The organism is Hoylesella timonensis 4401737 = DSM 22865 = JCM 15640, from assembly GCF_000455445.1.
Classification (GTDB): domain Bacteria; phylum Bacteroidota; class Bacteroidia; order Bacteroidales; family Bacteroidaceae; genus Prevotella; species Prevotella timonensis.
Window position 1 is genome coordinate 84605 of the sequence record NZ_HG417090.1, and the last position, 12189, is coordinate 96793.

General features: G+C 41.1%; 14 protein-coding genes. 7 read left to right on the forward strand and 7 right to left on the reverse strand.

Annotated features, from left to right (window positions below; translation table 11 throughout):
- Window positions 1–70 precede the first annotated feature (70 nt).
- On the forward strand, window positions 71–2290 hold the full coding sequence (gene tamL, locus BN35_RS00445; protein WP_028901057.1) for a translocation and assembly module lipoprotein TamL: 2220 nt from the start codon (window positions 71–73) through the stop codon (window positions 2288–2290).
- A 146-nt stretch (window positions 2291–2436) separates the two neighbouring features.
- Here the strand turns inward: tamL and greA are convergent, their stop codons facing one another.
- Window positions 2437–2901: a transcription elongation factor GreA gene (greA, locus tag BN35_RS00450; RefSeq protein WP_025072239.1), complete on the reverse strand. Its 465-nt coding sequence runs from the start codon at window positions 2899–2901 to the stop codon at window positions 2437–2439.
- 399 nt (window positions 2902–3300) lie between these two features.
- Between greA and BN35_RS00455 the strand changes: the two genes are divergently transcribed.
- Complete coding sequence (locus tag BN35_RS00455) at window positions 3301–3525, forward strand: DUF3791 domain-containing protein (RefSeq protein ID WP_025072240.1); 225 nt, start codon at window positions 3301–3303, stop codon at window positions 3523–3525.
- The gene (locus tag BN35_RS00460; protein ID WP_234396699.1) at window positions 3495–3755 is read left to right on the forward strand and encodes a DUF3990 domain-containing protein; all 261 of its coding nucleotides are present in this window, start codon (window positions 3495–3497) and stop codon (window positions 3753–3755) included. The genes BN35_RS00455 and BN35_RS00460 overlap by 31 nt, the downstream gene beginning before the upstream one ends.
- An 843-nt stretch (window positions 3756–4598) precedes the next feature.
- Here the strand turns inward: BN35_RS00460 and BN35_RS00465 are convergent.
- The 3 genes from BN35_RS00465 to BN35_RS00475 are packed head-to-tail and all read right to left on the reverse strand — an operon-like array spanning window position 4599 to window position 7013.
- Complete coding sequence (locus BN35_RS00465) at window positions 4599–5903, reverse strand: outer membrane beta-barrel protein (protein WP_025072242.1); 1305 nt, start codon at window positions 5901–5903, stop codon at window positions 4599–4601.
- Window positions 5900–6451, reverse strand: coding sequence for an RNA polymerase sigma factor (locus BN35_RS00470; RefSeq protein ID WP_025072243.1), 552 nt, complete (start codon window positions 6449–6451; stop codon window positions 5900–5902). The genes BN35_RS00465 and BN35_RS00470 overlap by 4 nt, the downstream gene beginning before the upstream one ends.
- Window positions 6441–7013, reverse strand: coding sequence for a hypothetical protein (locus BN35_RS00475; protein ID WP_159099991.1), 573 nt, complete (start codon window positions 7011–7013; stop codon window positions 6441–6443). The genes BN35_RS00470 and BN35_RS00475 overlap by 11 nt, the downstream gene beginning before the upstream one ends.
- A 131-nt stretch (window positions 7014–7144) precedes the next feature.
- On the opposite strand from BN35_RS00475, the gene BN35_RS00480 reads away from it, so the two are divergent.
- Both BN35_RS00480 and BN35_RS00485 read left to right on the forward strand, forming a co-directional pair.
- The gene (locus BN35_RS00480; protein WP_145992907.1) at window positions 7145–7774 is read left to right on the forward strand and encodes a hypothetical protein; all 630 of its coding nucleotides are present in this window, start codon (window positions 7145–7147) and stop codon (window positions 7772–7774) included.
- A gap of 98 nt (window positions 7775–7872) precedes the next feature.
- Window positions 7873–8769, forward strand: a complete 897-nt coding sequence (locus BN35_RS00485) for a hypothetical protein (protein WP_145992908.1) — start codon at window positions 7873–7875, stop codon at window positions 8767–8769.
- 19 nt (window positions 8770–8788) lie between these two features.
- Here the strand turns inward: BN35_RS00485 and BN35_RS00490 are convergent, their stop codons facing one another.
- From BN35_RS00490 to BN35_RS00500, 3 genes are all read right to left on the reverse strand, one after another.
- Entirely contained in the window at window positions 8789–9172 is a 384-nt protein-coding gene (locus BN35_RS00490; protein WP_025072247.1) for a hypothetical protein, read from the reverse strand.
- A gap of 93 nt (window positions 9173–9265) precedes the next feature.
- A complete protein-coding gene (ribH, locus tag BN35_RS00495) occupies window positions 9266–9742 on the reverse strand; it encodes a 6,7-dimethyl-8-ribityllumazine synthase (protein ID WP_025072248.1) in 477 nt (158 codons plus the stop codon).
- 4 nt (window positions 9743–9746) lie between these two features.
- On the reverse strand, window positions 9747–10448 hold the full coding sequence (locus tag BN35_RS00500; RefSeq protein WP_025072249.1) for a tetratricopeptide repeat protein: 702 nt from the start codon (window positions 10446–10448) through the stop codon (window positions 9747–9749).
- Between the two features lie 213 nt (window positions 10449–10661).
- Between BN35_RS00500 and recF the strand changes: the two genes are divergently transcribed.
- On the forward strand, window positions 10662–11774 hold the full coding sequence (recF, locus tag BN35_RS00505) for a DNA replication/repair protein RecF (protein ID WP_025072250.1): 1113 nt from the start codon (window positions 10662–10664) through the stop codon (window positions 11772–11774).
- A gap of 113 nt (window positions 11775–11887) precedes the next feature.
- Window positions 11888–12178, forward strand: coding sequence for a DciA family protein (locus tag BN35_RS00510; RefSeq protein WP_025072251.1), 291 nt, complete (start codon window positions 11888–11890; stop codon window positions 12176–12178).
- The last annotated feature ends 11 nt before the right edge of the window (window positions 12179–12189 follow it).

The window sequence follows — 12189 nt, forward strand, 5'->3', positions numbered from 1 at the left end:
ATTCTCTACACGTGGCTTCTTTCCCTCATGTTTAGAAAACCTGATTTGAAAGCGAACAAGAACATCAATCATGCAACTCTTGAAACAGATTAGATTAGCGATATATTTTGCTATATTCATTTTGATAACCAGTTGTTCGTCAACACGTTTTGTGTCACAAAATGAATATTTGCTGGAAGAGGTGCAAATCAAGTCCGATCAAAAAGGATTTGATGCAGCTTCGTTGGAACCATACATCCGCCAGAAAGCCAACTCCAAGTGGTTCTCTCTTTTCAAAATTCCAATGGGAACTTATGCGCTTTCGGGTCGAGATACCACGAAATGGGTCAACAGGACGTTACAAAAGATTGGTGAAAAACCTGTTATTTTTGACACTTTACAAGCACGTCTGTCCCAAAAAGATTTGAAGACGGCGCTGCAAAATGCGGGCTATATGCATGCAGAAGTGTCTTTTGATGTGAAAACCAAGGGCAAGTCGCTAACGGCTATTTACACGCTTCATCCTGGGAAACCTTATTATATTAACAGTGTAACCTATGACATTCAAGACCAACAAATTCAGCGAGTTTTGGCATTGGACAGACCCGAGAATGCTGCGTTGGGTCTAAAAGCTGGTTCGCGCTTTACTGTCGATCGTTTAGACGAAGAACGTGAGCGAATCACCAAACTGTTGTTGGATAGTGGGTTCTATAAATTTCATAAAGACTTTATCGTATTTGAGGCAGATTCCACACGTCATCGAACAGGAGTGAACTTGATAGTCAAGCTGTTAAAGTATCGTGCTAATAGTGATGCCCCTATCACCAATCATCCACGCTACACCATTAGAACGATTCATTATACCTCGAAAGATAGCACAAAAATCAATCTGCGCCCTTCTGTTTTAATGTATAATACTGCCCTCATTGAGGGGGAGCCGTTCTCTGCGAGCAAACTTCAGCAAACCTATCTTAACTTTGCAAAACTACAGGCTATCCAATATACCAATATAAGATTTAGGGAATTACCCGATACTACCTTGCTTGATTGTGACATTCAGTTAAGTCAACAAAAGCCAAGAACCATCTCTTTTCAGCCTGAAGGTACCAACACGGCAGGTGATTTGGGAGCCGCTGTGCTGTTCACTTATGAAAATAGAAACCTGTTTCGTGGGAGTGAGGTGTTGAGCTTACAGTTGCGAGGAGCCTTTGAGGCCATCACGGGCTTAGAAGGTTACAATGATCAAGATTATCAAGAATATAATGCAGAGGCAAAAATTCTGTTTCCACGATTTCTGGCACCATTCCTTTCCCATTCTTTTCGTCGGCAACGGAGTGCTTCTTCCGAAATTTCGTTGAGTTATAACTTGCAGAATCGCCCAGAGTTTCATCGGCGTGTCTTTTCTTCTGCCTTCAGGTATCGCTGGAGTGAGCCTCATCATCACTTGTCCTATCGTCTGGATTTGATAGATTTGAACTATGTCCACATGCCTTGGATTTCGGATACTTTCAAGCGAGACTATTTGGACAGCGTGAGCAATCGCAATGCCATTTTGAGATATAATTATGAAAATCTGCTTCTCATGAAGATAGGTTTTGGGGTCACCTATAATGACGGTCAGCATGCTGTCATTGCAAATATTGAGACGGTGGGCAACATCTTTGGCGGAGTGGCAAAGCCCTTGGGATTCAAAAAGAATGAGGAGGGACAATACAAGCTGTTTAATACCGCCTTTGCGCAATTTGTCAAAGGCGACATTGCTTATACTCGTTTGATACCATTCGACCCCAACAATTCGTTAGCATTGCATGTAGGTCTCGGCATTGCTTATCCTTATGGCAATTCTAAAGTGTTGCCTTTCGAGAAACGATATTTTTCTGGAGGTGCCAACTCGGTGAGAGGGTGGAGTGTTCGCGAGCTTGGACCGGGAAGTTTTAGAGGAACAGATGGACGAATTGATTTCATCAACCAGACTGGTGACATGAAGTTGGATATGAATGCAGAGTTTCGCACCAAGCTGTTTTGGAAGCTGAATGGCGCTGCCTTTATTGATGCAGGCAACATTTGGACTTTGCGAGCTTATGATGAACAACCAGGAGGGCAGTTCAAATTAGACCAATTTTATAAACAGATAGCAGTGGCTTATGGTTTGGGATTTCGATTGAATTTCGGTTATTTCATCCTTCGATTTGATATGGGCATGAAAGCCATCAATCCAGCTTATACAAACAATGAGGAGCATTACGCTTTTTTGCATCCCAATCTTAAACGCGACTTCGCCTTCCACTTTGCTGTTGGTTTGCCATTCTAATCGTGTTCTTGTATTTTCTCAAGTGGCTATCAGTTAAACTTTTATTTCTACACAAGAAATATCCATTTATCCAAGCTGCTAAAAGCTAACCGAAAAAGTAGTCATGAGCGCAGAAAGTAGAAAAGACTTCAACCGCATCAATTCTTTTATAGCTCTACCTCGTCAATGTGTAGAGTGATAGTACCAGCTGGTACACGTACCGTTACCTCATCTCCCTGCTTCTTGTCTAACAAAGCTTGGGCAATGGGAGAGTGAATAGATATCTTTCCTTCTCGCATATTAGCTTCGTGTGCACTTACAATGCGATAGGTCATCTTGGCTTTGTTTCCTAAATTTGTTATCGTAACTTTGCTTAGTAATCCTATTTTATCGGCTGATAAACGAGAGGTGTCAACCACACGAGCAAACTCCAAGACTTTCTGCTTAAATCTAATTCGGCTCAGCAAACGACCTTGTTCGCGTTTGGCAGCATGATATTCGAAGTTTTCGCTCAAGTCGCCTTTGTCTCGCGCCTCCGCTATGGCGTCTCTAACTCGTGGTAGTTCTATCGTTTCAAGTTGTTTTAATTCAGCCACTAACTTGTCGTAGCCTTCTTGCGACATATATTCCATGATGTGCTTTCGTTTTAATTTCTCATCTTTATTTAATAGTAAGACGCCCCTACATGAGGTTGCATATAAAACGCAGGAAAGCGTTTTTTAGTATTATTGTAGTCCGCTAAAACTTATCTATAGCCTTCTTTGTAAGAAAAGAAGCCTTCCATGGACTGTCTACACAGTATGAGTCAGTTAATTACTACCTCTTTTTTGGACAGAATCAGGTATGCGGAAGATTTTAACAAGAAGAGTAGGATTGGAAGCTGTTTGTGACTTTTATATAAATTTATCGGCAAAAAATTGGCATTGTTTACTTATTCGTTATCTTTGTGACAAATAAGATGAGAAATAATGCTCAAACGAGAATATATTAGGCAATTCTTCCCCGAACAATATAAATAAGGAGAACGCACTATGGAATACAGCAAGGAAGAAAAATTGGAATGGACGATGATTTTCATTCATGAGTTTGGCAAGCGCTTTGGTCTAACGATGAAACAGGCTTTCGGCTATCTGAGCCGTTTCAAGGGTATTGACTTCATCGACAAGCATTATGGCTTTGTACACACGCAGTCGTTTGAAAGTATGGTGGACGACATCGCTGGATTATGCAAAAGAATGGGAGGACATTTGGGATGATACTCTATCATGGCACAAATGTGGATTTTGATAACATCGACCTGACGAAATCAGAACCTAACAAAGACTTTGGACAGGGTTTCTACTTGTCGGATAACAGATGGCAGGCAGAAGAATTGGTAGCCGCACGGGTGGAGCTGACAGGAGGTGAAGCTATCGTTCTTGAATATAATTTTGACGAAGCGTTGCTTGATAGTGGTGCGCTACGAGTAAAACGCTTTGACAACTAATTGTAGTTTTTGTCCTATTATTTTACCAAAAAACGACCATCTAAAATCTTCAAAATAGAAAAAAATAATAGGCAAACGATGGACAGAAATGTGCTGATTTTGACAAAATAGACGGCTCTCGAGACTGGAACATTGAATTTACGGCCTTGGAAACATGTATTAGAGGTGTTATTCACATGCTTCAACCCCATTAAAGCATGCAAATAACAGGCTTATCTCAATGCTTTAGCTGCCAAAAAACGGTAAAAATAGGAAAGAAGAGTGGCGGAACAAACGTAACGTTCTAAATAACAATGAATTACAAATCTTGCTCATAATTCGCGTATTTGCGACCCACTTTGCCGTTGGTGATTTTCACGCGAGTTTTGAGAGGCACTTTGTAAAGAAAATTCAGCATCTTTTATACTCTCATATCGTGTGCCATTCTTTCTACCAATGTTGCCTTTTGAATGTGTTTCGTGGCGCAAATACACAGCACATTCGTTTAAGGGAAAAATTGTTGAACAACAAATAAAACCAATAAAACAAATAAACTCATCAAGGTAATGAACGCAAGCGTTCTTCGAATGGCACAAATTTGCCAACAATAATATGTTGTGAGTTTTCACTAAATTTGTTTCATTGGGTGAACGCTGGCATTCATTGAATCCAACAAAAGGATTCGTTTTATTGGTTAAATTCGTTGTTGATACAAAATAACATCATTGTTTTTGACATCAAACGACCATGTTAATGAAACACTTGTGGTGCAAATATCTTTCTCCAAACAATGACTCGTGGGCAATAGCAGGCAGCTGTGCAACCGATAGCGTGTAGTGGGGGAGAGGGATTTGAGGTTGAAGACTAATATTGCCAACGCACTCCTATTTGCAAATTGAATTGTAGTGGCTTGTCTTTCCAATACGTGTTGAGTGGTTGATGTTGCGGAATGTAATATTTAAGTCCCGGTTCCAAGTAGGCTCCAAGATGAGGCGTAACGTTGTATTGTATGCCAAGAGCTGCTTGCGATGACCATTGCTGTGCGGTTTTCTTAATGTCTTGTGTCACCCCCTCTTTGGTGTTTTTTGCCTTCACGTTGAAGTCAACCTGCCCACCAGCCATGACATAAGTGCGAAGATGCTTGTTTTGCCAAAACGAGTAACTGATATTCAGGGGCACGCCTACGTAATGGAGCGTCTGTTGCGTCGTGAAGCAAGTTGTCCCCATTGTCTGAATAAAGTCAGATTGCAGTTTAGTATATACCACTCCTGTAGAGATAGATAAACGAGGTTGCAACGGAACACTGAATGAAAGTCCTAACGAAATGGGTTGATGATGTATGACTTCCTCATGCGTTTGGTTCAGGATGGGCGATACATCATCCGCAAAAAACGTATTGGCTTTTGACATGAAATAGCCATTGTGCATCATCACGGGTTGAGCTGCATGAATAGGATTACTGGTAGAATAGTTCATGAGCGCATTGCTGGCATACAAATTCATGGATAAGGTGGAGTTGTGTCCTAAAGTTGTTGTATGGTGATGCGTTGCGTACGTGCGTGAACGCTGTGCTGCTTGCTTGTCCGTTGCTTGGGCAGTTGGTGTTGTGGTGGTGCTCTGTGCCTCCGTATTTGGCTGCTGCGTGGCAGGTTCAGCGGAAGAATATGTCTCGACAGAGGGTTGGGAGGCGCCACCATTTTCAGCCGAAGCAACATCTTTTGAGACGTTGGCGAGTAAGGTTTCCTCGCGTTGTGTTTGCAGCTTGGCTTCTGATGCAGCAACAGTAGACTGCCTTGTGTTTGTGGCTGCCGTTGCAACCCATGGTGTTAAGGCAGTTGTAGGTTGCTGTTCTTGTGCCGTAGTAGTTGCTTTAGGCTCCATGTAAGTTTGTTGATTGGCACTTGCGGAGGGTTGTTGAGATGTTTGTACCGCAAGCGAAGGTGTGGAGGTTTGCTGATGAAACAGCACATAAGCGGCTCCACCCAATAAGGCAATACAGATGACAGCGGCGGCAGCATATCGACGCCACAGGCTGATGTGGGTTGCGTGTTTGGTATATGGAGGGTTGGTGAGCTGTTTTTCGATGCTAGCCCACAAATCAGTCTCAACAGGTTCTTGGTGTTGAGCCATGCGCTTTTGCAAGTCGTCAATCCAGTTATCGTGTTTCATAAGTTACTCTTTCTCTTGTAATCGTTAATCATGCGAGCCAACATGTTTTTTGCTCGAAAAAACTGTGAGGCTGACGAATTTTCCTTGATGCCCAAGGTATGGGCTATTTCTTGATGACTTTTTTGTTCAAAGACAAATAAGTTGAATACCGTTCGATACCCATCGGGCAATTGTTGTATCATTTTTAGCAGCACATCTATGGGTAGCTGTCGTGTATCTACCTCTTCTTCGTGTTCATTATCGGGTACATCTATCAAGTCGTTGGTAAGCTGTAGCCGCTGGTTTTCACGTAGATAGGTCAGCGACTGGTTTGCCACAATGCGCATGAGCCACGCTTTGAGAGAGCCTTCGCCCCGATACTTAAACCGCTGGATGGCAGAAAAGGCTTTGACAAAACTGTCTTGCAGCACATCTTGCACCGCATCACGGTCGGGGATGTATCTTAGTGCAATGGTCATGGCATAGCCACAATAGCGCTCGTACAACTGTCGCATGGCTTGCTGGTTGCCGTTGAGAATAGCTGTCAGAAGTTGTTTTTCAGTTTCCACCCGTGGCACTTTTCTTGAGAGTATGAAATTGAACGGCTTGAGGTTTTTTGTAGTTGACGATGGTACTGTTGTCCACTTTGACTGCCTCTATGTAAAATACCGATGAGAAAGTCTCGTTTTGTTCGTTATAGGCACTCGCTGCATTCCCCTTTTGGATGATGATTTGAATGGAGTGGCTCTTGCCATTCGCCGTGAAGGAATAGGTGTAATCGCTGGGTAGTGCCACCATATAAATGGTGGTTGCCGAATAGCCTGTCTCTTGATAGAGTACATGGTAGGCATTAGTTGGTACGACTTGAAGCGTGGTGAGTCCCAATTTGCGCATGATAGCCACTTTAGCATCAGGCAAAAGAGGAATGTAAGTGTAGCTTTGGTGTATACCTAATTCTAATTGGGCTGTGCCTATTTGCTTCTCTTGATAAGTCCAAATGCCCTGATATTTCCCGAAATAGGACGGTATTTGTCTGTTTGAGCTATATAAGGAGTCGCTTAACGGATCGTCGTTGTATGAGGTACATGCCGTCAACAACATTCCTATGAAAAGATAGAAGAGTGGTTTCATTTGCAAAATCGTTTTATACTCTAATAACGTTAAAATAAAAAAATCTTGCATGCGAAATGCAAGATTTTTACTTTTTCTTCATTATAAAGACAGTAAGGAATTAAAAATAATAAAAATAAATACCAAAAAAGATGTTTAGATATTTAGTCACGATGTTACTACTCATGGGGATTCGGTTGGGCGTACAAGCGCAGGAGACCCCTCAAAAAGGGTATCCCTACGAGCGTACCGAGCTTTCAGTGGGCATCGCTTTGCACAATAGTTATGGAAATGAATATGATAGTAATTATCCCTCACCTTTATTAAATCGAGAAACCCCAATGGACGATTATCATGCTGGAAAATTTTATATCGATGAAATGAAATCAAGTCCAACGGTTTGGGTAAACATTTTTCATCATATCAGCAAACATTGGGCTGTTGGTCTACAGGGGTGTTACGGATATAGTATGTGTCAACGGTATCGATCGCTAACAGCGCAAAAAGACGGAAAGTTAGATTTGCATGACTTCATTGCATTGTGGAGTTTGCGCTACTATTATTGCATACACCAAAAATATAGCTTTTATAGCGGCATATCGTTAGGTTTCAACAAACAGTTGTATAAGCATTATGATGCTTCCGAGTACACCGCAAAAACATATATGATAGAAGATGCCACCATTTTTGGTTTCTTGGTAGGTACAAAATTTTATGGATTCAGTGAAATAACAACGAATGTCCGTGGATTAGTAAGGGCAGGTGTTGGATATCGCTGGTAATAAGATAAACGAAAACAGTACATCCTTGGGAAAAAACAAGAGGCACTTCATGGTTAGGAAAATGTAATACAGCCACATACAAAATAAACAATACGCAGATGAAGACAAAACTACTTATAAGCATACTTATGGTAATGGCAACTATCTTGGCAGGATGCCAAAGGGAGGAAGAAGACTATGACCAATGGCATAAGACGAAGGCAGGTAGAACAGCTTACCTATATATGGAAACAAATATGAAAAGTTTGACGAATATTGTTGCCTATACACAAATGTTCAGGCAATATATAAGGCAAACCACTGTTGAGGGTCGAGACTCTGTCAATGCGCTTTACTTTAGAAATATTAAAATATTAAGGGAACGTGACCTACAGCACAATCAGTTTTTTTATAATATGTTGGTAAAAAATGAATATGGACAGAATCTCTATATCATCTCTTTTTTCAATACCTCTTCGACTGATTGGAAAATTGATGCTGCTGTTTCAAGTGGTGATGGCAAACTGTATTATCATTTACAAGTAAAGGATGTTGATTCTAATCAGTGGACGATTGAAAAGAGTTGGAGTGATGCAAAGGAGTCAACAGTAGTAAAAAGTGATAGTACAGACGCAACCAATGTTTGTAATCGCCTTTCTCGTAAGGCTTTCTTCATGAAAAATAAACCGTTGACAGTAACATGGAGTAGTTACTCGGATTATCCACACTTTGCATTAAAAGGAGAGGGAGAGTTGGAGAGTTGTGCAACTCCTCAACTAAAATTGCTGTATTCTATCACTCAGCCATTCGAAGTTATCACCTTGCCCAAGTACCTTGATGCAAAGAATATAAGGAGCAGAGATGCAAATCAGACCTATGTATCGAGTTACGAAGGTGATTTGAGGCTTATTGCCATAGACGCAATTGACCGAACGACAGACACCTATGATATTACGTTGACGTATGATGGCATTTATATCAAGATGAATGATATAAAAGAGAGTTGGCAACGGTAAAGAGAGATAAGGTGTTTTTTCAGCCTTTCAACAGTGTTTGGTGATCCTTTTCGAACACTTTGGGATACTTAGCTTGCAAGCATAAGTTGACCAAGCTATTTGCTACCAATTCAATATCACTGAGATCCACTCCACGTTCACGAGACACGTCTTTTCCTAAACATACTTCCCAAGTGGCATTGAAACAAGTATCTTCGGCTCCAACGTACGAGTGATTGGCAGTGTCGCCCGGTAATATCTTGTAGCGAATGGCTTTTTTCGATGCTACTGGCTGCATAGATAGTAGCAAATCGTAAGCGTGCTTGAGTTCGGGGCGAAACTTACTGGTGCCAGGAAACATGTCGTTGATAACGGGCATGAGTTCGTCAAAATCGTAAGCTTGAAGCAATTGGTATAGTTCCATGATAGGGTAGGGTTGATAAGAGGTTATTTGTGGAAGGATTGATAAGCCCATGAACAAAATCATAGAATGGGCTTATCAAACATATCTTGTGCGTTAAAACTTTGCCATCTTGATAGCTACTACCGCACACTCGTCGCCTTTGTTTCCTAATTTTCCGCCACTTCTATCTTTGGCTTGTTGCAAATCGTTAGTGGTGAGCAGACCAAAGATAATAGGAATCTCGCTTTTACTATTTAAGGTAGCTATCCCATTGGTGACTCCTTGGCAGATATAATCGAAGTGGGGCGTTTCGCCTCGAATGACGCATCCTAAGATAATCACGGCATCGTAGCCGCCATTGAGTACCATTTGGTGTGCGCCATACACCAACTCGTAACTGCCCGGTACCGTCTTCACATGGATGTTCTCGGGCAACGTTCCATGCTTTTCAAGCGTGGAAACCGCTCCATCAAGTAATGCTCCTGTGATTTCGGGATTCCACTCGGATACCACGATGCCAATACACATGTTACTGGCATCGGGTACTTTGCTGGCGTCATAGTCGGATAAATGATGTAATGTAGTCGACATAAGCTTATCTGGACGCACGTTCAATGTACTTATCTATCTCGGAACTTTGTACGACTGCCGAGTTGATATACTTTTTCTTGATGTCTTGATAAATCTTGAGTGCCTCTTCTTTTTTGTTTTGACTTTCTAAGATTTCTGCTGCTTGCATCATAAAGGTTGGTGAAAGACTGTAATTTACCTTTCCTTCTGCTTTGCTATCGGCTTTCTCTGCAGCTTTCTTGAGGGTGCTAACGGCTTTGTCTAATTGGTTAGTGTGCGCATAGGCATTGCCTAATGCAGCTAACGCAGCCGGACTAATCATGGCATCGTCTTTTCCATTGAACTTGTCAAGATACTGTACTGCTTCGTTCCATTTGTCCATATTGGCATAACACAAGCCAGCATAGAGGTTGGCTAAGTTTCCTGCATCGGTGCTACTGTAATCGCTTGCGATTTTAACAAAGCCTGTATAATTAACTTTATCGCCATTCAATGCTTTTTCAAAATCGCCTGCATTGAAGTATTGTTGTCCTTTTCCCAATTCGGTACTTGCTTTTTCAGCACGTGGTTTCTGTACATAAGCATTGTACAAGAAAATACCAACAATAATAACTACAATTGCTGCAGCAGAAATGATAATAGCTTTTTTGTTCTTAACGAAGAAAGCTTGTGATTTGGTGAGAGCTTCATTCGTTTCTTCTACTCCCTTCACTTGTTTGTTTGCCATTTTATGATAATATTTATATTTATTTTTTCGGTTTTCATTCTTTGACATGAAACGTGCTAAGATGACATCCCAAGCCATGATGCGTTGCAAAATTAAAGTATTTATCCGATATATTGAAATTTATTACTTACTTTTTTCGTTTTTGACTATCAAATAAGGTAACTTTGCAAAACTTATCGATTCATCAGCTTTTCGATTTATAAATGCTTGTTCATGCTTTTAAAGAAGATTTCAATCCTTAATTACAAAAATATAGAAGTGGCAGATTTGGAGTTCTCCTCCAAGTTGAATTGTCTCATAGGGCATAATGGAGAAGGAAAGACTAACTTATTAGATGCTATCTATTATTTATCGTTTTGTCGGAGTGCCTTTAATCCCATTGATGCGCAATTAATTCTTCATGGACGAGATTTCTTTTCTTTGCAGGGAACTTATCTGCGAGACGATGGTGATGAGGAACTGATTCATTGTGGATTGAAGCGTGGAGCGAGGAAGCGATTTAAGCGAAATGACAAGGATTATAAGCGACTTTCAGAGCATATTGGATTGATACCGCTGATTTTTGTGTCCCCTTCAGACACGATATTGATTGAGGGAGGGAGCGAAGAGCGCAGACGCTTTTTGGATATGGTCATCTCGCAATTAAATCGAACCTATATAGAACATTTGAGCAGATATAATAAAGCTTTAGCTCAACGTAATGCTCTTTTGAAGAAAGAGGATGCTCCCGATGTATCTCTCTTGGAAATTCTTGAGCAAGAAATGGCTGTTCAAGGCGAAGCAATCTTTGCAATAAGGCAATCGTTTATCGAAGAGTTTATTCCTGTTTTTCAATCTATCTATGACAGCATTTCAGGACATCATGAAGAGGTGTCATTGCAGTATATATCGCACGCACAAAGGGGACCGCTATTGGACGTTATTCAGCGTGACCGAATGAAGGACAGAGCGGTGGGTTATTCGCTGCATGGTGTTCATCGAGATGACCTGCAAATGATGATAGGGGATTATCAGATGAAGCGTGAAGGGAGTCAGGGACAAAACAAAACTTATGTCTTAGCGCTGAAGCTTGCGCAGTTTGATTTCTTGCAGCGTACGTCTTCTGCCACTCAACCATTACTGTTGTTAGATGACATCTTTGATAAGTTAGATGCAGAGAGGGTAGAGCGTATTGTGGATTTAGTGACCAGTACGACTTATGGACAAATTTTCATGACTGATACCAATCGAGCTCATTTAGATAGAATATTAAGTAGTCATTCGTTTGATTATAAATTGTTTGTGGTGAATAATGGGGATATTGTCGAAAATAGAGGGAGTAAGTAGTGTTCTGAAATAGAATTCAAGGAATAGTTCGCTGTGATTATTTATTTTCCTCCATATACTCAAACACAAACTTGTGATGGTTTGATGAAGAAACTTCACTTTTTAAGTAAAATATGTTTAAGCGTCAGGTACAATCTTTAGATGAAATATTGCAAAAGGCATTGCGTGAGGGTGGACTTGAAACCCCGCTTCGCCAACGACGACTCATTGATGCGTGGTCTGAAGTTGTTGGGCAGACTGTCAATGCTTATACTGGCGAGAAATTTATTCGTAACCAGACATTGTTTGTAAAAATAAAAAATCCTGCACTAAGGCAGGATCTTTCTATGATGCGTTCGCAGTTGGTGAAGAGACTCAATGCTGCTGTGGGGGCTTTTGTCATCAGCGATGTAAAGGTGTACTGAGGTTAGTTGAC